This is a genomic window from Streptomyces sp. NRRL WC-3626 (assembly GCF_000718785.1).
Classification (GTDB): domain Bacteria; phylum Actinomycetota; class Actinomycetes; order Streptomycetales; family Streptomycetaceae; genus Streptomyces; species Streptomyces edwardsiae.
Genome location: NZ_JOCA01000004.1, coordinates 120,849 through 142,731, shown reverse-complemented (window position 1 = coordinate 142,731; position 21,883 = coordinate 120,849). Strand labels below are relative to the sequence as shown.

Sequence of the window (21,883 nt, the reverse complement as noted above, 5' to 3'; positions counted from 1 at the left end):
GGATCAGGTCCTAGATCTGCGGCATCCTCGTTTCCATGACGACGGACACTCCGGCACGGCTCCTGACTCTCCTCTCCCTCCTCCAGACACCCCGCGAATGGCCCGGCGGCGAACTGGCCGACCGGCTCGGCGTCTCCCGGCGCACGGTCCGGCGGGACATCGACCGGCTGCGCGAACTCGGCTATCCCGTGCAGGCGACGCTCGGCACGGACGGCGGCTACCGGCTGGTCGCCGGGAAGGCGATGCCTCCGCTGGTGCTCGACGACGAGGAGGCGGTGGCCATCGCGGTCGGCCTGCGGGCCGGCGCCGGGCACGCGCTGGAGGGCGTGGACGAGGCGTCGGTGCGCGCTCTGGCGAAGCTGGAGCAGGTGCTGCCCGGCAGGCTGCGTCACCGCGTGAGCACGCTCCAGGCCGCGACCACCCCGCTGACCAGCGGCGACGGTGCGACGATCGCACCCGAGACGCTCACCGTGATGGCCTCCACGGTGGCCGGGCGGGAGCGGCTGCGGTTCGCCTACCGGGCGGCCGACGGCACCGGGTCCCGGCGGGTGACGGAGCCGTACCGGCTGGTGTCGACCGGTCGCCGCTGGTACCTCGTGGCGTACGACCTCGACCGCGCGGACTGGCGCACGTTCCGCGTCGACCGGGTGAGCGACCCCTTCGCGACGGGCGCGCGATTCACCCCGAGGGAGCTGCCGACGGGAAGCGCGGCGGAGTTCCTGCGCCGCTCCATGCGCCGGGCACACGAGTCGTACGACATGACCGTCACCTTCGCCGCACCGGCGGAGTCGGTCGCGTCCCGCCTCCCGGCCTGGCTGGGCCCGCCCGAGCCCCTGACCGACACCAGCTGCCGCCTGCGCGTGACGGTGTCGGACGCCAAGGAGTGGATGGCGGTACGCCTGGGGATGCTCGGCTACGACTTCACGGTGCAGGAGCCCCCGGAACTGGTGGAGGCGGTACGGGAGTTGGGGGCGAGGTTGAGCCGGGCGGCGGGTGACGCCACGCCGTCGGCACCCTCGTGACGGTCCGCGCGACGGGCCGTCCCCGGGCCGGGCCGGCACGAGGATCAGGGCCGGCACGAGGATCAGGGCCGGCACGAGGGTCGGGGCCGGCACGAGGGTCGGGGCCGGCACGAGGGTCGGGGCCGGCGCGGCGGACGACGCCCAGGCGTGGCGTCAGTCCCCTTCCGGCGCCGCCGCCTCCCCCCACGGAAAGTCCCGCAGCGCCCTGAGGTTGGCGACCGTCAGCTCCACCGGGCCCCCCGGTCCTTCGGAGGGCCCCTCCCCCGCCGCCCAGTTCTCCATGGCCGTGCGTACGGCCGCGCTCGCGACGGCGGCGGCGAAGGCCAGCCGGGTGCGGGCGGCAACGTTGTCGCCGTCGTACGGGGGGTGAGCCGCCGTCAGGCGTTCCGCCAGCGCCTGCGCCAGCCGGCGTTCCGACGCCTGGCACGTCTCCGCCCACACCCGGCGCAGCGCGGGGTCCGCCTGGGCCAGCCGGATCAGGGTGCGCACCCAGTTCCAGGAGGCCGCCGACACCCCGAGCCCGGGTGTGAGCGTGTGGCGTGCGGCGTCCTCCAGCACGCGGGGCAGCGGTACGTCGGCGGGGGCGGTGCGCACCGCCTCCACCCATCGCTGCGCGCCCATCGCGTAGAGGGGCCCGATGGCCTCTTCCTTGCTGGCGAAGTAGCGGTAGAAGGTGCGCGGGGCGACACCGGCCGCCTGCGCGATGTCCTCCGCGCGGGTGGCCCGCAGGCCCTGCCGGACGAAGAGACCGGCCGCCGCGCGGGCGATGTGCATACGGGTCTCGGCCTTGCGCCGTTCGGTCAGCGAGACCGCGGAAGGCGAAGGGGGCGGCGTCGGGGTGGTGCTGCTCACGCCCGGCAGGCTATGCCCATGTGACACAATCTGCCATCTGGCGGGCCACCCCGGGGTTCAGGTTCGGGGTGACCCGCCGGGCCGGACCGCGCGCATGAGGAAGCCGGGCCCGGCGCCCGGGGGGAGGGCGCCGAACCCGGCTCTGGGAAGTCCCGGCGCCGGGGGGGGTTGTGCGTCGGGACGTGGCTCTGTGGTTCAAGGATCTCAGAGGCCCCGGAATGCGAACTCCCGGGCCTGGCATTCTTGTTCCCTGGGTCCCCTGGGTTGAAGCGGCGGGGAACGGCCATGTTTCGCGCGGCCTTTCGCCACCCGGCGTACGCGGCCGAGCCCCTGCCCGGACCCCGTCACGCCCCGGGTTCCACGCGCGGGCATCGCACCCTCGCGCCGGACCCGGCGGTCACACCGCCCCGTTCACCTCCGGGGACCCGCCCGTCACGCTACCGTGCCGACGGGGCCGCACGGGGACGGGGCCGGTTGACACGCCGCCCCGCCCGGGACCGGGGCCCGGCGGCCGCACGCCCCGACCGGAAACCGGCCATCGCGCCACCGCCTCCCCCGGCCGTCCTCACGCCGCCGCGTCGAACCCGGTGTCGCGGGCCAGCTTCTTCAGCTCCAGCAGCGCGTGCTTCTCGATCTGCCGGATGCGCTCGCGGGTCAGGCCGTGCTCCTTGCCGACCTCGGTCAGCGTGCGCTCGCGGCCGTCGTCGATGCCGTACCGCATCTTGATGATGGAGGCCGTGCGCTGGTCGAGGCGGCCGATCAGGTCGTCCAGCTCCTCGCTGCGCAGCAGCGTCAGCACCGACTGCTCCGGGGACACCGCCGAGGTGTCCTCCAGCAGGTCGCCGAACTGGGTCTCGCCCTCGTCGTCCACCGACATGTTCAGCGAGACCGGGTCGCGGGCCCAGTCGAGCACGTCGGTGACGCGCTCCGGCGTGGAGCCGAGCTCGGCGGCGATCTCCGCAGGCTCGGGGTCACGGCCGTGCTCGCGGTTGAACTCGCGCTGCACGCGCCGTATCCGGCCCAGCTCCTCCACCAGGTGGACGGGGAGGCGGATGGTGCGCGACTGGTCGGCTATCGACCGGGTGATGGCCTGACGGATCCACCAGGTCGCGTACGTCGAGAACTTGAAGCCCTTGCGGTAGTCGAACTTCTCGACCGCGCGGACCAGGCCGGCGTTGCCCTCCTGGATCAGGTCGAGCAGCGGCAGACCGCTCCTCGGATACCGGCGGGCCACGGCGACGACCAGGCGCAGGTTGGACCGGATGAAGACGTCCTTGGCCCGCTCACTGGCGTCGTAGAGGGCTTCGAGCTCCTCGGTACTCGCCCCGGCCTTGTTCTCCTCGATGCCGTCGAGGATCTGCCGCGCGAACACACCCGCTTCGATGATCTGTGACAGCTCGACCTCCTTGGCGGCGTCGAGCAGCGGCGTGCGCGCGATCTCGTCCAGGTACATACCGACCAGGTCGCGGTCGGCGATCTCGCCGCCATGGGCGCGGACACTGCGTGCCGAGTCGGCCGTCTCGCCTTGGGCGGACCGACGACGGGCGACGGCGCGGGTTGCCATGCGTGCTCCCTTGCGATGATGAGGTCAGCGGGTGGTCCTGTGGACGCCCGACACGCCTCCCAGGTCCCTCCGGACTCTGGTCGAGTGCCCTGCATCCGATGGAAACAACGACTGGAATCCGGACAGAATTCCCAACCTGCCCCCCGATTTTTCTGACCATGCAGTACCCTGTGCGGCCATGCGAGGAGACGCGATGCCGCCGGAACCCGAAGAGGTCCAGGTCAGGCCGGGCGTGGAGGACGATCTGACGGACCTCACCGATCTGTACAACCACTACGTACGTGAGACCGCGATCACATTCGACACGGCGCCCTTCACTCCTCAGGAGCGTCTCCCCTGGCTGCTCTCCCACCCTGTAGACGGCCCGTACCGCCTGATGGTTGCCACGGACACGGGCTCACGGCGGATCCTCGGGTACGCCACCTCCAGCCCCTTCCGCCCCAAGCCCGCGTACGCGACCTCGGTGGAGACGACGGTCTACGTCGCCCCCGACGCGGGCGGGCGCGGTATCGGCACACTCCTCTACAAGGCCCTCTTCGAGGCCCTGGCGGGGGAGGGGCTGCACCGCGCCTGCGCCGGCGTCACCCAGCCGAACGACGCGTCGACGCGGCTGCACGAGCGCTTCGGTTTCCGGTACGTCGGCACGTACCGGGAGGTGGGCCGCAAGTTCGGCCGCTGGTGGGACGTGGCCTGGTACGAGAAGGAGCTCTAGCCCCGTCGCCGGGGGGTCAGCCGAACTGCACCGAACGCTTCGCCAGCCCCATCCAGAACCCGTCGATCACGGACTTCTGTTCCCCGAGCTCCCCGGCGGCGTCCGCGGCACCCATGGTCACGAAGAGCGGGGCGAAGTGCTCGGTGCGCGGGTGGGCGAGCAGGCCGGCCGGGGACTTGCGGGTGAAGTCCAGCAGCGCGTCCACGTCCCGCGCCTGAAGCGCCTCGCGGCCCCACGCGTCGAACTCGGCCGACCAGGCGGGGATGCCGCCCTGGCGCAGTGCGGCGAGGTTGTGGGTGAAGAAGCCGGAGCCGATGATCAGCACGCCCTCGTCACGCAGCGGGGCGAGCTTGCGCCCGATCTCCATCAGCTTCACGGGGTCGAGGGTCGGCATGGAGATCTGCAGCACCGGGATGTCGGCGCCGGGGTACATCTCGACCAGCGGAACGTAGGCACCGTGGTCCAGGCCCCGGTCCGGGACGTCCTGTACGGGCATGCCCGGGGCGCGCAGCAGCCCCCGCACCGAGTCGGCGAGCGCCGGTGCGCCGGGGGCGCCGTAGGTGACCTGGTAGTAGTGCTCGGGGAAGCCCCAGAAGTCGTAGACCAGGGGGACGGTCTCGGTGGCGCCGAGGGCGAGCGGGGCCTCCTCCCAGTGGGCGGAGACGACGAGGATCGCCTTCGGGCGGGGCAGGCCGGCGGACCAGGCGGCCAGCTCGCCGGGCCATACGGGGTCGTCAGCCAGGGGCGGGGCACCGTGGCTGAGGTAGAGAGCGGGCATGCGCTCCTGGGTGGCGGCGGTCATGACGTCGGCTCCCTTCCGGGTCGATTCTGCTTGAACTCTCAACTTCCATCACCGACAGTACGCCGAGTTTGTTTAACATTCAAGGAGAGCGCCCGTACAGTGGAGTACATGAACACGGCACCCGTAGCATCGTCGGCGTCCGCCGGCGGACCCCGCTGGCTCACCGACGAGGAACAGCGCGTCTGGCGCTCGTACATCGAGGCCGCCACCCTCCTGGAGGACCACCTCGACCGCCAGCTCCAGCGCGACGCGGGCATGCCGCACGTCTACTACGGCCTGCTGGTCAAGCTCGCCGAGGCCCCGCAGCGCCGGCTGCGGATGACGGAGCTGGCGATGTCCGCGAAGATCACCCGCTCCCGCCTCTCGCACGCCGTCGCCCGCCTGGAGAAGAGCGGCTGGGTACGGCGCGAGGACTGTCCCTCCGACAAGCGGGGCCAGTTCGCCGTACTGACCGAGGAGGGCCAGGAGGTGCTGCGCAAGCACGCGCCCGGCCATGTCAGCGCCGTACGCCAGGCCGTCTTCGACCGGCTCACCCCGGAACAGCAGAAGTCCCTCGGCGAGATCATGCGGATCGTCGCCGAGGGACTTCAGCCGCGCGAAGCGGGTGCGGACCTGCCCTGGCTCCGCTGACGAGGCGGAGCCGGGGCAGGTCCGGGGAGCCGTACGAAGGAGGCGTCCCCTCCTCCTGCCGTACGGGTGGTACGGGGCGGACCGGCCGTCAGTGCATGGCCACCGGCACGGCCGGCTCGTCCGCGGCGCTCTCCTCGGCGGACCCGGCGACCGCGGTGCCGCTGCCCGGCCGTCCGGCGTTGATCAGGGTCAGGGCGATGGCCGCGGCCGCCACCAGGATCCCGACGGCGAACCAGATCGCGCTGGTGTAGCCCTGCACCTGTCCCTGGAGCTGGACCAGCTGCTGCTGGGACCGGCTCGAGGCACCGCCGATGTGGTCGGCGACGTACGACGTGGTGGCCGAGGCGGCGATCGTGTTCAGCAGGGCCGTACCGATCGCGCCGCCCACCTGCTGCGAGGTGTTGACCATCGCGGAGGCGACACCGGAGTCACGCGGCTCGACACCCAGCGTGGCCAGCGACATGGCCGGCATGAACGCCGTACCCATACCGAGGCCGAGCAGCAGCATGCCGGGCAGCAGGACGGCCGCGTACGACGAGTCGATCTCCAGCTGGGTCAGGAACAGCATGCCCAGCGCGGCGACCAGGAAGCCGGGGCCCATCAGCAGCCGCGGCGCGACGCGGGTCATCAGCCGGGTGCCGATCTGGGTGGACCCCGTGATCATGCCCGCGATCATCGGCAGGAAGGCGAAGCCGGTCTTGACCGGCGAGTACCCCTTCACGACCTGCAGGTAGTAGGTGAGGAAGAGGAACAGGCCGAACATCGCGATGATCGCCAGGCCCAGGGACAGGTAGACCCCGCCGCGGTTGCGCTCGGTGATCACGCGCAGCGGCAGCAGCGGCGCCTTGACCTTCGCCTCGACCGCCACGAACGCGGCGAGCAGCACGGCGGAGGCGACGAACATGGCGACCGTCACCGAGTCGCTCCAGCCCTCGGACTCCGCGCGGGTGAAGCCGTAGACCAGCGCGACCAGACCCAGGGTGGACAGCACCACGCCGGGGATGTCGAGCGCCGAGCGGTTGCGGCCGCCGGCGGGCTCACGGATGACGAAGTACGCGCCGGCCGCGGCGACCACGGCGAACGGGATGTTGACGAAGAACGTCCAGCGCCAGTCCAGGTACTCGGTGAGGAACCCGCCGAGGATCAGGCCCACGGCACCACCGCCACCGGCGATCGCGCCGTAGATGCCGAACGCCTTGGCGCGCTCCTTGCCGTCGGTGAACATCACCGCGAGCAGGGACAGCGCGGCGGGCGCCAGCAGCGCGCCGAACGCACCCTGGAGGGCGCGGGCGCCGAACATCATGGCCTCGTTGGTGGCCGCGCCACCGAGCGCGGACGCCAGGGCGAAGCCGCCCAGACCGAGCACGAAGGCCCGCTTGCGCCCCCACAGGTCGGCTATCCGGCCGCCGAACAGCAGGAGTCCGCCGAAGGCGAGGGCATAGGCGGTGACCACCCACTGGCGGTTGCCGTCCGAGATGCCGAGGTCCTGCTGGGCGGAGGGCAGGGCGATGTTCACGATGGTGGCGTCCAGGACGACCATCAGCTGGGCGAGCGCGATGAAGACGAGCGCTTTCCAGCGGTTGGCGTCCGGGACACCGGGAGCGCTCCGGGCCTTGCCGGCCGTCGGGGCTGTTTCAGACATGGGGGTACCCACTTCGAAAGTTCGTGACGGAAATGTTCGCGACGGAAATGTTCGTGAAAAGGCTGAAAAAACGATGTCTTGAGGGAACGACTCGCCCCTGGGCGGCCGCTGGAAAGGGGATGTACGGACGCGGAAGTCCCGCTCGCGTCAGAGATCGCTCAGCAGCGCAGATCCTCCACGGTGACGGCCGCGCCCGGCAGTACGGTCGGGGCCGGGGCCCGCATCCCGTCCAGGAACAGCTGCAGATGGCGGTGGACGAAACGGTCGGCGCTCATACAGCCGGTACCGGCCGGGGGCCGGCTCAGCTGGGCGACGCCCACCATCAGATCGCCGTACTCCACGTCCTCGCGGAGCTGACCGGCCGCCTTGGCGCGGTCCATCAACTGCGCGACGAGGCCCTCGGCGCGCCGGCGTGCGTCCTCCAGGTCGGGGTGATGCTGGTCGAAGGTGCTGGAGACCATCGGGCACAGCGCGCTGATCCGCTCGTCGGCGGCCGTGTGCGCGAAGCGCTCCAACGCCTCGAAGGCGTCCCCGGTCTCGCTGAGCGCCTGCTCGGCGGCCCGCACCGTACGGTCCATCACGGAGCAGACGACCTCGCGCACCAGCGCGTCGCGGTCGGGGAAGTTGCGGTACACCGTGGCATTGCCGACACCGGCCCGGCGGGCGACGTCGTCGAGCGGCACCTCGGGCCCGAACTCGACGAACATCTCCCGGGCGGCGGTGACGATCCGCTCCCGGTTGCGCAGAGCGTCGGCGCGGGGCCGGGGCACCTTGCGCACTGCGGGGTCGGCGGTCTGCACGGCGTACTCCTCGGGTCCTGGCTCTTGTGGTCGCGTCCTGGCGATCCGGGGAGCGTTTCCCCGTTTCGGTCGGACACAGGTCTAAACGGGGAGAGGCTCCCCGCTTATTTCCCGCCCCGGCATCAATTTCCTGTGACCCACACCACACCTCGCACGTAAGCAGGCCCCACGATCGGCCCTCCCAGCGCGCGTCCGCCCATCCGGCGACAGAGGGTGATCACAAGGGTGCAGTCGGAGACCGGCGGCTGCCAGGTGCGGTCGAAGACCGGCGGCTGCCAGGCGCAGCCGAAGACCGGCGGCTGCCGTGTGGAGCGGAGGTCCCCGCATGCAGCCGCAGCCGCGCCGACGCCGGATATCCCCGCGCCGACTGGCCGCCCTGGCATCGGTGACCGCCCTGACCCTCGCCGTCAGCACCTCCGCCGGCAACGGCGACCTCACCCCGGGCACCTCCACCGCCGGCGTCGGCGCCGGCACCCTGTCCCGCACCTCCGCGCACGGCCCCTGCATGATCACCGGGGGCGAGGGCGTCCAGATGTCCGAGGGCATCCCGACCTCCGCCGGCTACACCCGCTCCACCGGCACGGTCCGCGCCCTCACCCTGATGGTCGACTTCTCGGACGCGCCCGGCGAGGGCGACGCCCTGGACCGCTACCGGGAGTTCTTCCCGAAGACCCGCGAGTGGTTCGCCACCAGTTCCTACGGCCGCCTCGACTACCGCCCCGAACTCCCGGTCCCCGACTGGCTCCGGATGCCCAAGTCCTTCCGCGCGTACGGCATAGAGCGCGGCGCCCCCTTCGACCCCGGCTACCGGGAACTGGTCCGCGACATCGTGGCCGAGGCCGATCCCGAGGTGGACTTCCAGTCGTACGACCTGCTGAACGTGCTGGTGACTCCCAACGCGGGCCCCGCCGCCCTCGACACGGTCCTCTCCGTCACCTTCGCCGGCAACAAGGAGGCGCCAAGCGCGGACGGCGTCCCCGTCTCCAACGCGTCCTTCGTCTACTCCCGCCAGGACGACGGCTCCGGTTCCTACGACCGCACCGGCTACCGCGTGCTCCCCCACGAGAACGGCCACGTCTTCGGCCTGCCCGACCTCTACACCGCCGAGGGCGGCGGCGCGGTCGGCCACTGGGACATCATGAGCGAGGACTGGGGCGCCAACAACGACTTCCTCGCCTGGCACAAGTGGAAACTGGGCTGGCTGGACGCGTCCCAGGTCGGCTGCGCGTCGGCCCCCGGCACACGGGAGTACCCCCTCACCCCCCTGGCCCGCGCGGGCGGCCCGAAACTCGTCTTCATCCCCCTGAACGGCCACTCCGGCTACGCCCTCGAACTGCGCACCCCCGCCGGCAATGACGAGGCCGTGTGCCGCCCCGGCGTCCTCGTCTACCGCGTCGACGCGAAGGTCGACACCGGCATGGGCCCGATCACCGTCTACGACTCCCACCGCGACAGCGGCGGCTGCACCCGCTCCCCCAACGTCCACGCGGAACTCTCCGACGCCACGTTCACCCCCGGCGAATCCTTCACGGACCGCCGGGCGGGAATCCGCGTGACGATCCTCCCCACGCACCGGGTACGGGTGACCCGCGGAAGCTGATCGCTGCGGCCCCCGGCCCCCAACTGACAGACTGCACCCACATGTTCCCGACCGAAGGCGGACCGATGACGAACCCCCACCCCGCGCCGGGCCGCACCCGCTGGGGCGTGCTCGCCGCGATCCTGGGCCTCCCGGCACTGGCCCTGACCGCCCTCCTCACCCTCCTGGCCCTCTGGATCCTCCTAGCCGATTCCTGACCCACGGGCCCCATCCCCGATCCGGTACCCTGTGGACCGAGCGGGCGTGAAAACACCCACGCCCGGCCCAGCCTTCGTAGCTCAGGGGATAGAGCACCGCTCTCCTAAAGCGGGTGTCGCAGGTTCGAATCCTGCCGGGGGCACCAGTTCGGAAGGGGGCCACCTCCGAATTTTCGGAGGTGGCCCCCTTCCGACATCCACGCGGGCGGTTGCTGGCGCCTGCTTACTCATCTGATGCCGCAGACTCGCCGCGGCAGAAGGTCTTCAGGATGCGTCGGCGTAGGCGAGGTGGGCGCCACAGACCACGCAGCGGAAGAGCATGGCGGTCATCCCCTTGCCCAAACGGGTCAGGAGGCCCTCGAGCCGGCTTTCGTCGTGGTGGCCGTCGATGCGCAGGTCGGCGCGCAGCTGGTCGAGGGCTTCGGGATGTTCCGCCAATTCGGTGTATCCGACTTCACCCACGAAGGCACCCGCGTCGTGGCAGTGGACGAGCCAGTGCGGGTCCTGCCAAGCGTGGAACCCAGGTGTGCGCCGGGTGACCTCGTGCAACACGTCTTCACTCACGCCGTCGAGCCCGTAGGAGTCGGCGAATTCACCCGCGAAGCGTTCAGCCGCGCTCCCGTCTGCGATGCACCAGGGGCAGAAGCGTCCGCTGACCTCGTGGGCGGAGTAGAAGGTTGCTGTGTAGATCCAGCCCCTGCTGCGGCCGCAGCAGGCGCACGATTCGGCGGACGCGAGGATGGACCCGCTTGCCAGGGGGTCCGGGTGATACCGGAAGAAGGGCAGGTCGGCGCTCATCGCAGCGTCTTGATCTGCGCGTCGGTGGCCATACCTACTGATCCCATGAAGGGCAGTCTGTCCGCAAGGGAAGTATGGGATCAAGCGGCGTCACCGAACTGCTGCCGAAGATCAGCGAGGTCCTGCCCCTGCTCCACCTGCACGGACTGCCGTCCGGTGACTTCGTGCCCGCCTGGACGGCACCAGGAACTGATCGCGCCCGCCGAGGGTCTGCGCGAGTCGGCCACCCCGGCAAGTGCGCGGTTGCCCAAGCGGACCTGCTCGACCAGGCATCGCGGGCACGGATCGGCAGTGTGTGCGCCTACTGATCGCGACATCGTTCGATCTTGCGGTACAGCGGCGGAGCGCAGCAACCGCCGGTGCCCGCCATCGACTGGCGCGGCCCCTCCGACGCGGCCGGCATGACCTCCGATGCCCCCTCTACGTCCACCTCCTGGTGGGCTCGGTCGAACTCCTGAAGCAGGGCCCGAGCCGGCGCCAAGCCCCCACTCGGCTGTCCTTGGGTGGCCGGGCCCAACTCTGTGCCCCAAGGGTGGGAAGTGGCACGACGACAGCGCAGCAGCCCGGAGAACTGGAGAGGGACATGCCTCGGTCTGCGCGCCAATCCTCACGGATGGCCGCCTCCCCCTCGGGCACGGAACGGGTATCGACCTGGGCCGGAGTCATCATTGCGCTCATCGCCACCGTGACATCCTTCGTTTCGGCCGTTGCCGCCGTCGACGCGTCGCAAGGCATTGCCGATGCGCAGAGACAGGACGCCGCCCGCACCGAGGTATCCCGCTACGTGGTGCAGATGAGTGAACTCGACCGCACCGGCGGATCCACGCACCGCAACGAGATCGTCACGCTGGCGAGGCAAGCGGACAGCCTGATCGCCCGGCACGGCCAGAGAAGTCTCAATCTGAGTGCATCGACCTACCGGCTCATAAGCCTGTTTCTGGCACTTTCGACGACGGACCTTGAACTTGCGGTGCGCATGGCTCACCGGGCGCTGGAACTGGCCGCCCGGACGGAGTCCCAGGGCGTCGGCGGTCCCCGTATGGCAGATCCACTCGAGGCGCTCCAAGCGCACCGAGTGCTCGCCGACGTGGCGGCGCAGAACCTGGATTTCGACACGATGTCGAAGGAGTTCCAGGCAGCGCTCCACATCTCCGAGACGGAAGGTGGGCGTAACCGGTACATCGACAAGGAAGCACGTCAATTCACGCGCGCCTATTGGGCATTGGACGCGATGATGCTGGTTGACGACCAGGAGAGCCCCACCGCAGGTGCATGTGCCGAAGTGCGACGTCGGGCGGACGCGGCGCGCAAGGACCTCGAGGCTCTGGGTAAGAACCCCGAGATCGTTCGCCGGGCGAAGCGGATCGAAGAGAACGTATGCGCCACGTGGGTTGATCTGCACGCCCTGCAGCAGGACTGACACCCCGGACCGTGGAGCAATCGCGTACGGCAACCGCTCCCGGGCCTGGCAGCATGCCCGCCATGGACCTGGCTTTGAAGACCCTGGAGCGCGAGTTCCGTTCCGAGCCCGGAAGCTTCCTACTTGGACTGCGAAGTGATCTGGTCTGGGACCGAGGCGCCTTCTCCAAGCTGGAGAAAGCCATGCGCACGGTCTGCGAACACTTGCAGGACGCCGAGGAGCTTCCTCGATGGTTGGCAGAGGGGTACTACCACGTCGTCACCGATGTCCCCTCATGGACGGCGCACCCCAACTTCCCTCGGCCACAGCCGGAGGAGTACTACAACGCGTGCATAGAGCGGCTGACTGATCTGGCGGACTGGTTCTTCCGAGGAGATCACGCCTACATGGAGCCCCACACCTGGTCGGAGCTGTAGGAGTCCCGGCTGCGCGCTCCGCCCGCGCCGCGCCGACGCGCCCACCCACGGGGAACGTCGGATGAGCGTGGCGCCCGATCACGCGAAGCGACCCCTGCCCGGATCTCCGGGTTCCACCGAGCTCAGTTGTCAGTGGCAGTCGAAGCGCCAGTCCCACGGCAGGCCGGGGCACCGGCGGCAATGGAAGAAGTAGACGCCGCCGCAGTCGCCCAGCTGTATGTCGCCGGTGATGGTCAGCAGGTGCTCCATGCGGTGTCCGCTCTCGCAGTCCGGCCAGTCGGCAGGCTGGGTCCAGGCGGGCCAGCCGCCGACCTTCGTCCCGATGAGGTTGGAGTCGGGTGGCCACACCGTGTGGCCCGCCGGCGACCGGAGACGAGGTTCCCAGATCTCCCGCATGTCCTTGGGCAGATCGAGCCACCTCGGACAGTCCTCCGCGGTCGTCGGGGACAACGTGGACGGTTCCGGCATGTTGTCCTCGTCGTACTCCCCCTCGCTCACCTCGGGGACCTCGGACAGGAGCCCTCCGGCCACGGTCTCCGCCTCGTTGCGCCAGTACAGTCGCGGCATCACCAGCAGCCTGGGGTCCTGCTCGTGCATCAGTGCGCACCACACCAGCTGGAGCAGGTCCTTCCCCTCCGGGAACTCCAGCCCCGGCACATCCCGGGCGAACAGCTGGAGGATCGGCACCATCGGCACCGCGCCCGGGACGATCTCGGTCCTGTTGGACGGGTCGGAGCCGAACGTCCAGTGGTCTTCCTGCGCGCAGTACGGCCACGGCTCGTCCGCGGGCCACAGCAGCTTGCCTCCCAGCGAACTCTCCCGCACGCCAGGGTCGCCGGGCTCCGGGTTGAGGAGGATGGTGTCCCGGGCAAGGTCCGCGTACTCCGGTATCAGGGTGCGCAGATTCTTCGCGGGCAGTTCGGGTGCGTCTCCGGGCATCATGGCTCCTCAGGCGTACACACATCGACGAATTCCGTGGGCACGTTAGTGCGTGCCACCGACAACCCCACCCGTGGACCTCGTCACGGCAGTGGCCCCTTCCCGGGGGAGATCGGCCTCGGCCGGATCCGACCCACGCGCTGCTAGCACCGGCAGCGCGTGAGCGATGCGCGAAAAGGGGTCGAGGCGTTCCACCCTCCTGGACGATCATGCGGCCATGCCACTGACAGCCACCCTCGCCCGAGTCGACGCGGATCTGGCGGCCGGCCGCGTGCCCCTGGCACGTCAGCGTCTACGCGGACTGGTCTCCTCCTACCCCACCGACCTGACGCTCCGCCGTCGCCTTGCGGAGGTGTACCGGCTGTACGGGGAGCCCGCGGAGGCGGGGCGCTGGATGTACCTCGAGGAGGACCGGGACGCGGACGAGACCTCCGCCTTCGAAGCGAGGTACCCGACGGCCCAGGAGCGTATGAGGGCACTCGCGTGGCATGGTCCCGAGTCCCTTGCCCACTCCGCGTTCGCCGTGGAGCGGCTGACGGCGGTACGAACCGACTGCTCCGAAGTCCTGGGGCGCCCGGTCGACTGGGACTCGACACCTTCCGCCCCGGACGGCGAACCGGACGCCGGGACGGGGAGGTTCAGTGGCTTCCTGGCAGGAGCCGGCTGCCTGGGGGTGGTCCTGGCGATGCTGGGGATCTGGGTGAACGGACTGATCGCCCTGTTCCGGTGACCCGCTCACCGGCAGACGCTCCGACATGGGGTTGCGGGGCACCGCTCGGTCCGGAACTCGACCAGCGGGTGATCGGATCGTCGCCCCTCGCGGCCGGAGCCGGGTAGCTGCCGGGCAGCGGTGTGAGGACAGCATTATATCTGCATCCGCCGGGTGAGAATTTCACGGAACCGTGCCGGAAGATTCCTCGCAGGAACGATCGGGGCAGCATTATCCAATGCGCACGGGTCGCCGCAACGTGCTACTCTCGACATCAGTTGCAGTTGTGGTTCCCGAATTCTGAGATCTTCCCAGTCGGCTTCAGTGCCACTGGAAGCGCCTTTTGGCATCGGTCTTCTTTCGGGCGGGGTGATCATCGCGGCGACACGGCGTCCGCGCAGTGCGGATGCCGACTCACTGCCCCGAAGGAGAATAAAGACATGGCTACTGGCACCGTGAAGTGGTTCAACTCGGAAAAGGGCTTCGGCTTCATCGAGCAGGACGGTGGCGGCCCCGACGTGTTCGCCCACTACTCGAACATCGCCGCCCAGGGCTTCCGCGAGCTGCTCGAAGGCCAGAAGGTGAGCTTCGACATCGCGCAGGGCCAGAAGGGCCCGACGGCCGAGAACATCGTTCCCGCCTGACGTCGGCACGCACTTCGCGGCTGGGGCCCGCACCCTTCGGGGTGCGGGCTTCCGTCGTGCGCACTTCCCGTAGTCGTTTCGTCTGCGGGACGACCGGGAGGGATGCGCGGAATTAATTACACGGATTCCCTTTCGGCGACACCAGAACATATCCTCCCGTTCACATTTTTGCGTACGATTTATTTTCGTTTCCCATTCGGCCCGTTCTCGCAATTCTCCATGCTGCACCTGCTCGGGAATTCCTTGATATGTGCCGCATCAAGGAAGGTTCCGCATGAACCGCAGCACACGCACGAACGACCGCTCCGCCCGCACTCGGAACGGCGGAGCCGCCACCGGGAAGAACGGCAAACGGTTCGGCTCGTCGTCCTCAAGCCGCTCCGGCGGACCGGTTCGTTCCCAGGGGCACAGCCGCCGCCCCGCGCCGCAGGGTGAGTTCGCCCTCCCGAAGACGATCACCCCGGCGCTGCCCGCCGCGGAGAGCTTCGCCGATCTCGCCATGCCCTCGGAGCTGCTGGCCACGCTCGGCTCACAGGGCGTGACCGCCCCGTTCCCGATCCAGGCCGCGACGCTGCCGAACTCCCTCGCCGGCCGGGACGTTCTGGGCCGGGGACGCACCGGTTCCGGCAAGACCCTCGCCTTCGGGCTGGCCCTGCTGGCCCGTACGGCCGGGCAGCGCGCCGAGGCCCGGCAGCCCCTGGGGCTGATCCTCGTACCGACGCGCGAGCTGGCGCAGCAGGTCACCGACGCGCTCACGCCGTACGCCCGCTCCGTGAAGCTGCGCCTGGCGACGGTCGTGGGAGGGATGTCGATCAGCAAGCAGGCCGGCGCGCTGCGTCGCGGCGTCGAGATCGTCGTCGCCACCCCCGGACGCCTCAAAGACCTCATCGAACGCGGCGACTGCCGACTGGACCAGGTCCTGGTGACCGTCCTCGACGAGGCCGACCAGATGGCCGACATGGGCTTCATGCCGCAGGTCACCGCCCTGCTCGACCAGGTTCGCCCCGACGGTCAGCGCATGCTGTTCTCCGCCACTCTCGACCGCAACGTCGACCTGCTCGTACGCCGCTACCTGAGCGACCCCGTCGTGCACTCCGTCGATCCGTCGGCCGGCGCGGTCACGACGATGGAACACCATGTGCTCCTCGTCCACGGCGCCGACAAACACGAGGCAGTCACCGAGATCGCCGCCCGCGACGGCCGGGTGATCATGTTCCTGGACACCAAGCACGCCGTCGACCGCCTCACCACTCACCTCCTGAACAGCGGGGTGCGGGCCGCCTCCCTCCACGGGGGCAAGTCGCAGCCGCAGCGCACCCGTACGCTGACGCAGTTCAAGAACGGACACGTCAACGTGCTGGTGGCGACCAATGTCGCCGCGCGCGGCATTCACGTGGACAGCCTCGACCTCGTCGTCAACGTCGACCCTCCGACCGACCACAAGGACTACCTCCACCGCGGTGGCCGCACGGCCCGCGCCGGCGAGTCCGGCAGCGTCGTGACCCTGGTCACCCCGAACCAGCGCCGTGCCATGACCCGTCTCATGACGATGGCCGGCATCGTCCCGCAGACCACCCAGGTCCGCGCGGGCGCGGAGGACCTGCACCGCATCACCGGTGCCCAGGCTCCCTCCGGCGTCCCGGTCGTCATCACCGCACCGGTGGCCGAGCGCCCCAAGCGCGGCACCACCTCACGCGGCCGGCGCCGCTCCGCTTCGGCGACGCGGCGCGCACCCGCACGACGGTCCGTCTCCGACGCGGCCTAGGACCGGGCGGCCTGCGCGCCCGGTGTCTCGCGTGCGTGCGGGCCGTACGGTCCCGATTCGGTGACTCGTCCACGGGGCCATCCACCCAGGTCTCCACGAGCCGCCCACCCGGGCCGGATGCGATGGCCGGCCCGACCGGCCGCGGCCGGGGGCCGGGTGGGCCTCCGTCCGTCGTACGCGTGGGGGTCAGGCGTCCGCCTTGTGGCTGGACCCGGCCTCACGGCGTCGCAGCTCGTCGTTGATGCGCCGGGCCTCTTCCAGCTGGTCTTCCAGGATGATGATGCGGCAGGCCGCCTCGATGGCGGTGCCCTGGTCGACCATCTCCCGGGCGCGGGCGGCGATGCGCAGCTGATAGCGGGAGTAGCGGCGGTGGCCGCCCTCGGAGCGCAGGGGCGTGATCAACCGGGCCTCACCGAGCGCCCGCAGGAAGGCGGGCGTGGTACCGAGCATCTCCGCTGCCCGTCCCATGGTGTACGCGGGGTAGTCGTCGTCGTCGATTCGGTCGAGCGGTGTGTCTGTGGTCATCTGCACCTCTGATGGGGAATGCGTCGAGGGGCCTTGGTGCCGTACGGCACCAAGGCCCCGAGGGATTTGTAACACCATCGACCGGCCTACTGCGATGCCGGCCTTCTGTTTCCGCACCGGCCCCCGGCGGGGGGCGGAGAGTGCGGGGATCGCGGATGCGTGACCGTGGGACCACCTTCCGTTCCGGGACCTGCGGCACCCAGGCGGACCGTTCCCGCCCGGGGGATCCTGATGGCGTCCTCCTCCTTCTCTCTTTCCGACGAACTTCTCGCTCCTGCGTACTACCGGCGGCCCTCCTGCGGCCACCAGGCCCGGCGGTCAGCGAGGGAGCCCTTCACCTTCCGGCTCCACCACTCCACCGCCGTGCCAGAACCTCTGTCTCCATGCGGGCAGTTCGTGTCTGCCACGCCTCTGCGACTTCCTGGCTACAACAGAGACGATAACCTCACCGCGCACGCATGTCTACATCAGCCACGACAGGTTTCGGCCCATGCGAGTGAAAGGTTTTACCCCGGCGCGTCGCCGTCGAGCCGGACGACCACGGGCCCGGCCGCTCGTACGACGGCCGGGCCCGTGGTACGAGCGGCCGGGCGTTCACCGATCGTCCGCCTCGAATGCCCGGGCGACGGCGAGGCTGTCCTCGTAGACGTGGTGCCGGGTGACGAGGCCGTCTTCGACGGTGAGGTGCAGGGCGAACCGCGCGCGATACGCACGTCCGGTGGACCGGGCGGTCTGGCGGATCTCGCCGAGCACGACCGCGTCGTCCCCGTCGATGAGAACGCGCTCGACCTCGGTCGCCACATGCTCCGGCAGGTGGTGCTCGGCAAGCTCGCGATAGTGGGCGGCCGCGTCGGCCCGGGTGGACCGGTGACGGATCCACGGCGTCGCGGCACGGCCGTGCTCGGCCTCCGGCCAGTCCAGCTTCCAGTCGCCCTGCTCGGCATACAGCTCGGCGATGCGCTCCGGGTCGCCCTCACCGATTCTGCGCAGCAGCTCTTCGATGACGGTGCGCGTGTCCGTGGATGCGGTGCTGGACATGGCTGACCTCTCCCTCCCGGCCCGCGTCCTGTCGTCGCGGGGAGATCACCCAGCTTGCCAACGCCGACGGGCTGAGGCCATTACCCCCGAGGTAGGGCGGGCACGTCATCCGCACGCACAGCGGCGTCGGGCGCCGGCCGGCAGGGCCCGGCCGAGGGACGCGGGACGCGGCCGGCATGGGCCGCGTCCCGGAGGGACGGATCCGCGGTCAGCGGCCCGCCGACGCGCGCAGTGTCCGGGTGAGGAGCAGAGCGGCGCCCACCGTGCCCACCGCCCCCGCTGCCAGGAACGCTCCGTTGGAGCGCCAGGACAGGACCGACCAGCGGGACTGGGCCGAGAGCAGTGAGCCCGTGCTCAGCCATGAGCCCGCCGAGATCAGGGACAGGGACGACCCGATCGAGCCGGCCGACAGGGCGCTGCCGATCGAGGCGACCGAGAGGGCCGAGCCGACCGAGCCCACGGACAGCACCGAGCCCACCGAGCCGATGGACAGGATCGAGTCCTGGGACCACAGCGACAGCACCGAACCGGAATTCTTCTGTAAGGGCAGCTTCGTCATGAGGTCATCCTGCCCGTCCGGCCGGGGTCGCGGTATCCGGGATGCGGCGGTGGATGTCCGCGAGGAGGTCGCGCATAGCGGTGCGGAAGATCTCGGCCGTGTGGCCGGCCATGAAGGAGGTGTGGCCGAACACCTCCAGGACGACGAGGCCGTGCATATGGCCCCATCCGCTGAGCATCAGCACCGTCGCGGGGGCGGGCAGCGCCGGCGCGCCGTCCGCGGGCAGGGCCTCCAGGTGCGCCCGGAGCGCGGGCGAGAGGGAGCGCGTGTCGGCGGCCGCGAGCTGCGCCTCGGTGAAACCGGAGAACAGCAGGCGCTGGAAGACCGCGCTCATGCGGCGCATCGCGTGGGTGGTGGGGCCCTCGGCGGGGGCCGCGTAGTCGCGCAGCGGTGTGCCGTAGAGGAGCTGGAAGAGTTCGGGGTGGGCGATGGCCCAGCCGCGGTATGCCTCGGCCGCGGTCACGAAGGGCGGGAGGGACGGGTCGTCCGGGGCGGTGCCGGCCGCCCGCTGGACGGCGTCGGCCAGGTCGTCGTACGCCTTGGTGATGAGCACGGTGACGAGGGCGTCCCGGTTCGGGAAGTAGTGGTAGAGCGCCTGGACGGTCATGCCGAGGCTGCGGGCGACCGCCCTCAGGGACAGGGCGTCGGGGCCGTTCCCGGCTATGTGGCGTTCGGCGGCTTCCACGATCTCGCGCGTGGCGACCGCCCTGCGGCGCTGGCGGAGGGTGAGCGGCGGGGCTGCGGCTGCGGGCATGGACGGACCCTACGACAGGGCGCCAGGAAATTCTGACACTGTCAGAAAAACTTCCTTCTGCTCAACAAGTCATCACCTCACTAACGTCGTTCGCGGCGACGAGGAGTGCGACACCGCCTCCGCCCGCACACGGGGACACACCTGCGCGGGGCACCACGCCGGTTCATCCGCGCATCCGGCCGACACGCGTCGTCTTCACCTTGTTCAGCTCCTAAGGAGACCTCACGTGTTCGAACGTTTGGCCGAATTCACGATACGGCGATCAAAACTGGTCCTCGTCGTCGCCGTACTGGCGGTGGCCCTCATGGGCGTGCTCGGCGCCGGCGCCTTCGACAAACTGCTGGGCGGCGGCTTCGAAGACCCCTCCTCCGAGTCCACGCGGGCGGCGGAGGTCATCGACGAGAAGTTCGGCGGTGAGACGAACCTCGTTCTGCTGGTCCGGGCCGACGACGGCCGGATCGACGCTCCCGCCGCCGAACGCAGCGGGAACGCCCTCACGGACGAGCTCTCGGCGGACGAGCGGCTCACCAACGTCGTCTCGTACTGGGAGACCGGCAGCGAAGACCTCCGCTCGCGCGACGGCAGCGAGGCCATGGTGCTCGCCCATGTGAAGGGCGACGAGACCGAGCAGCGGGAGAACGCCAAGGAGCTCCTCGACGCCTACACGGGGTCGTACGAGGACGTCCTCACGGTGCGGGCGGGCGGCGGGGCCGCCGTGGGCGGCGACATGTCCACGCAGGTGGTCGAGGATCTGGTGCTGGCCGAGGCCATCGCCATCCCGCTCACCCTCCTGCTGCTCCTGTTCGTCTTCGGCAGCGTGGTCGCGGCCCTGCTGCCCCTGGTCATCGCGCTCATCGCCGTCATCGGCTCGTTCGCCCAACTGTCCCTGCTCGCGAGCGTCACCGACGTCGCCGACACCGCGACGAACCTCACCACCGCCCTCGGCCTCGGCCTCGGCATCGACTACGCCCTGCTGATGGTCAGCCGCTTCCGGGAGCAGCTCGCGGCGGGCGCGAGCGTGGACGACGCCGTACGGCGCACGGTGAACACGGCGGGCCGTACGGTCGCGTTCTCGGCCGCGACCGTGGCGGCGGCGCTCGGAGCGCTGCTGGTGTTCCCGCAGTACTTCCTGCGCTCGTGCGGCTTCGCCGGGGTGGGGGTCGTCGCGATCGCGGCGATCGGCACCCTGCTCGTCATGCCGGCGCTGCTGGCCGTCCTGGGTCACCGGGTCAACGGCGGGCGGCTGCCGTGGGCGAAGCCGGAGCGTTCCGGTACGCGCGCGCCGATGTGGGGGCGGCTGGCGCGGACCGTCATGCGGCGGCCGGTGCTCACCGCGCTGCCCGTGCTCGCGGTCCTGGTGCTGGCGGCGAGCCCGCTGCTGGGCATCACCTTCGGTACGCCGGACGAGCGGGTGCTGCCCGAGGACGCCGGGAGCCGTCAGGTCGCCACCGCCCTGCGGGAGAACTTCGACGGCAGCGAGGAAGCGGCCCTGCACATCGTCATCGACGCGCGGGTGGACAAGGCGCCGCTGGAGGCGTACGCCACCGAACTGTCGCGACTCGAGGGCGTGTTGCGGGTCGAGGCCGGTACGGGCGGGTACGCCGGCGGGCAGGCCACGGCGGCCGGTCCCACAAACGCCTCGCTCGGTCGTGACGACGCTCAGCGGATCACCGTGGTGAGCGGCCTCGTGCCCAGGTCCGACGCGGCACAGGAGCTGGTGGCGGACATCAGGGCGGTCGATCCGCCCGCGGGGACGCATCCCCTGGTGGGCGGTGTCGACGCCCAGCTGGTCGACTCCAAGGACTCCATCGGCGGGCGGCTCCCGATCGCCGCCGCGCTGGTCGCGCTCACCACCTTCGTGCTGCTGTTCCTGTTCACCGGGAGTGTGGTGCAGCCGCTGCGCGCACTGGTCCTCAACCTGATCAGCCTGGGCGCCACCCTCGGTGTCATGACGTGGATCTTCCAGGACGGCAACCTCTCCTCCCTGCTCGGCTTCACCGCGCAGCCGATGGAGGTGGCGATGACGGTGCTGATGTTCTGCATCGCCTTCGGACTGTCCATGGACTACGAGGTGTTCGTCACCAGCCGTATCAAGGAACTCCACGACGCGGGGCAGGACAACGAGGACGCCGTCGCCAACGGCCTCGGCCACACCGGACGTATCGTCAGCGCGGCGGCCTTCCTGCTCGCGGTGAGCTTCTTCGCGTTCGGCACCGCGAAGATCAGTTTCATGCAGATGTTCGGCCTGGGCAGCGGGCTGGCGATCCTCATCGACGCCCTCGCCGTACGCGGTGTCCTCGTCCCGGCGGCGATGCGGATGCTGGGCCGGTCGGCCTGGTACGCGCCGCCGTTCCTGCGCAGGTTCCACGACCGGTTCGGGCTCAGTGAGGGCGGCCCCGGGGGCACCCCGGTGCCGGTGGCGCAAGCGCCGTACGCGAAGGACTCGACGACGGTCTGACGCATCCGCTTCAGGGGCCGGCCGACATGGGTGCGCG

General features: G+C 70.4%; 23 protein-coding genes and 1 tRNA gene. 13 read left to right on the top strand and 11 right to left on the bottom strand.

The features are described 5' to 3' along the window. Positions 1-35 precede the first annotated feature (35 nt). Positions 36-1,022 (top strand): helix-turn-helix transcriptional regulator, encoded by a 987-nt coding sequence (locus tag IF28_RS0108365; protein WP_030216152.1) that lies wholly within the window; start codon positions 36-38, stop codon positions 1,020-1,022. A 153-nt stretch (positions 1,023-1,175) separates the two neighbouring features. On the opposite strand, the gene IF28_RS0108360 is transcribed toward IF28_RS0108365, so the two are convergent. Together IF28_RS0108360 and IF28_RS0108355 are read right to left on the bottom strand one after the other, a co-directional pair. Continuing rightward, on the bottom strand, positions 1,176-1,874 hold the full coding sequence (locus tag IF28_RS0108360; protein WP_030216151.1) for a TetR/AcrR family transcriptional regulator: 699 nt from the start codon (positions 1,872-1,874) through the stop codon (positions 1,176-1,178). Between the two features lie 565 nt (positions 1,875-2,439). Further along, a complete protein-coding gene (locus IF28_RS0108355; RefSeq protein WP_030216150.1) occupies positions 2,440-3,438 on the bottom strand; it encodes a sigma-70 family RNA polymerase sigma factor in 999 nt (332 codons plus the stop codon). A 193-nt stretch (positions 3,439-3,631) separates the two neighbouring features. On the opposite strand from IF28_RS0108355, the gene IF28_RS0108350 reads away from it, so the two are divergent. Continuing rightward, positions 3,632-4,150, top strand: coding sequence for a GNAT family N-acetyltransferase (locus IF28_RS0108350; RefSeq protein ID WP_030216146.1), 519 nt, complete (start codon positions 3,632-3,634; stop codon positions 4,148-4,150). A gap of 16 nt (positions 4,151-4,166) precedes the next feature. Here IF28_RS0108350 and IF28_RS0108345 read toward each other — a convergent pair whose 3' ends face one another. Beyond that, a complete protein-coding gene (locus IF28_RS0108345; protein WP_037892891.1) occupies positions 4,167-4,928 on the bottom strand; it encodes a dioxygenase in 762 nt (253 codons plus the stop codon). A 132-nt stretch (positions 4,929-5,060) separates the two neighbouring features. Here IF28_RS0108345 and IF28_RS0108340 point away from each other — a divergent pair, with 132 nt between their 5' ends. Continuing rightward, positions 5,061-5,582, top strand: a complete 522-nt coding sequence (locus IF28_RS0108340) for a MarR family winged helix-turn-helix transcriptional regulator (protein ID WP_030216142.1) — start codon at positions 5,061-5,063, stop codon at positions 5,580-5,582. Between the two features lie 88 nt (positions 5,583-5,670). On the opposite strand, the gene IF28_RS0108335 is transcribed toward IF28_RS0108340, so the two are convergent. Further along, the gene (locus tag IF28_RS0108335) at positions 5,671-7,224 is read right to left on the bottom strand and encodes an MFS transporter (protein ID WP_030216140.1); all 1,554 of its coding nucleotides are present in this window, start codon (positions 7,222-7,224) and stop codon (positions 5,671-5,673) included. A 158-nt stretch (positions 7,225-7,382) separates the two neighbouring features. Further along, positions 7,383-8,024: a TetR/AcrR family transcriptional regulator gene (locus IF28_RS0108330; RefSeq protein ID WP_030216139.1), complete on the bottom strand. Its 642-nt coding sequence runs from the start codon at positions 8,022-8,024 to the stop codon at positions 7,383-7,385. 325 nt (positions 8,025-8,349) lie between these two features. On the opposite strand from IF28_RS0108330, the gene IF28_RS0108325 reads away from it, so the two are divergent. The 3 genes from IF28_RS0108325 to IF28_RS0108315 all read left to right on the top strand — a co-directional run bounded on the left by IF28_RS0108325 (position 8,350) and on the right by IF28_RS0108315 (position 9,967). Further along, the gene (locus tag IF28_RS0108325) at positions 8,350-9,624 is read left to right on the top strand and encodes a M6 family metalloprotease domain-containing protein (RefSeq protein ID WP_030216138.1); all 1,275 of its coding nucleotides are present in this window, start codon (positions 8,350-8,352) and stop codon (positions 9,622-9,624) included. Positions 9,625-9,689: 65 nt separating this feature from the next. Next, entirely contained in the window at positions 9,690-9,821 is a 132-nt protein-coding gene (locus tag IF28_RS40150) for a hypothetical protein (protein WP_267883052.1), read from the top strand. Positions 9,822-9,891: 70 nt separating this feature from the next. Beyond that, positions 9,892-9,967 (top strand) — tRNA-Arg (locus tag IF28_RS0108315). 118 nt (positions 9,968-10,085) lie between these two features. On the opposite strand, the gene IF28_RS0108310 is transcribed toward IF28_RS0108315, so the two are convergent. Further along, positions 10,086-10,619, bottom strand: coding sequence for a CbrC family protein (locus IF28_RS0108310; protein WP_030216136.1), 534 nt, complete (start codon positions 10,617-10,619; stop codon positions 10,086-10,088). Positions 10,620-10,693: 74 nt separating this feature from the next. Here IF28_RS0108310 and IF28_RS38530 point away from each other — a divergent pair, with 74 nt between their 5' ends. The 3 genes from IF28_RS38530 to IF28_RS0108295 all read left to right on the top strand — a co-directional run bounded on the left by IF28_RS38530 (position 10,694) and on the right by IF28_RS0108295 (position 12,455). Beyond that, positions 10,694-10,927, top strand: a complete 234-nt coding sequence (locus tag IF28_RS38530) for a hypothetical protein (protein ID WP_106982014.1) — start codon at positions 10,694-10,696, stop codon at positions 10,925-10,927. Between the two features lie 305 nt (positions 10,928-11,232). Beyond that, entirely contained in the window at positions 11,233-12,039 is an 807-nt protein-coding gene (locus tag IF28_RS0108300; RefSeq protein WP_030216133.1) for a hypothetical protein, read from the top strand. Positions 12,040-12,101: 62 nt separating this feature from the next. Continuing rightward, positions 12,102-12,455 (top strand): hypothetical protein, encoded by a 354-nt coding sequence (locus IF28_RS0108295; protein WP_030216131.1) that lies wholly within the window; start codon positions 12,102-12,104, stop codon positions 12,453-12,455. A 129-nt stretch (positions 12,456-12,584) separates the two neighbouring features. On the opposite strand, the gene IF28_RS0108290 is transcribed toward IF28_RS0108295, so the two are convergent. Beyond that, positions 12,585-13,394 carry a DUF1963 domain-containing protein gene (locus IF28_RS0108290; protein WP_030216130.1) on the bottom strand — a complete coding sequence of 270 codons (810 nt, stop codon included), beginning with the start codon at positions 13,392-13,394 and terminating at the stop codon, positions 12,585-12,587. A gap of 217 nt (positions 13,395-13,611) precedes the next feature. Between IF28_RS0108290 and IF28_RS0108285 the strand changes: the two genes are divergently transcribed. From IF28_RS0108285 to IF28_RS0108275, 3 genes are all read left to right on the top strand, one after another. Then, positions 13,612-14,124, top strand: a complete 513-nt coding sequence (locus tag IF28_RS0108285) for a DUF6584 family protein (RefSeq protein ID WP_030216129.1) — start codon at positions 13,612-13,614, stop codon at positions 14,122-14,124. A gap of 419 nt (positions 14,125-14,543) precedes the next feature. Continuing rightward, positions 14,544-14,747, top strand: a complete 204-nt coding sequence (locus IF28_RS0108280) for a cold-shock protein (RefSeq protein WP_006143946.1) — start codon at positions 14,544-14,546, stop codon at positions 14,745-14,747. 274 nt (positions 14,748-15,021) lie between these two features. Next, positions 15,022-16,512, top strand: coding sequence for a DEAD/DEAH box helicase (locus IF28_RS0108275; RefSeq protein ID WP_030216128.1), 1,491 nt, complete (start codon positions 15,022-15,024; stop codon positions 16,510-16,512). Between the two features lie 186 nt (positions 16,513-16,698). Here IF28_RS0108275 and IF28_RS0108270 read toward each other — a convergent pair whose 3' ends face one another. The 4 genes from IF28_RS0108270 to IF28_RS0108255 all read right to left on the bottom strand — a co-directional run bounded on the left by IF28_RS0108270 (position 16,699) and on the right by IF28_RS0108255 (position 19,388). Further along, positions 16,699-17,037 carry a MerR family transcriptional regulator gene (locus IF28_RS0108270; protein WP_030216127.1) on the bottom strand — a complete coding sequence of 113 codons (339 nt, stop codon included), beginning with the start codon at positions 17,035-17,037 and terminating at the stop codon, positions 16,699-16,701. 594 nt (positions 17,038-17,631) lie between these two features. Then, positions 17,632-18,075 (bottom strand): nuclear transport factor 2 family protein, encoded by a 444-nt coding sequence (locus IF28_RS0108265; RefSeq protein WP_030216125.1) that lies wholly within the window; start codon positions 18,073-18,075, stop codon positions 17,632-17,634. 208 nt (positions 18,076-18,283) lie between these two features. Then, positions 18,284-18,634, bottom strand: a complete 351-nt coding sequence (locus IF28_RS0108260) for a hypothetical protein (RefSeq protein WP_030216124.1) — start codon at positions 18,632-18,634, stop codon at positions 18,284-18,286. A 4-nt stretch (positions 18,635-18,638) separates the two neighbouring features. Continuing rightward, the gene (locus IF28_RS0108255; protein ID WP_030216120.1) at positions 18,639-19,388 is read right to left on the bottom strand and encodes a TetR/AcrR family transcriptional regulator; all 750 of its coding nucleotides are present in this window, start codon (positions 19,386-19,388) and stop codon (positions 18,639-18,641) included. A 226-nt stretch (positions 19,389-19,614) separates the two neighbouring features. Between IF28_RS0108255 and IF28_RS0108250 the strand changes: the two genes are divergently transcribed. Further along, complete coding sequence (locus IF28_RS0108250; protein ID WP_030216118.1) at positions 19,615-21,846, top strand: MMPL family transporter; 2,232 nt, start codon at positions 19,615-19,617, stop codon at positions 21,844-21,846. Positions 21,847-21,883: the final 37 nt, after the last annotated feature.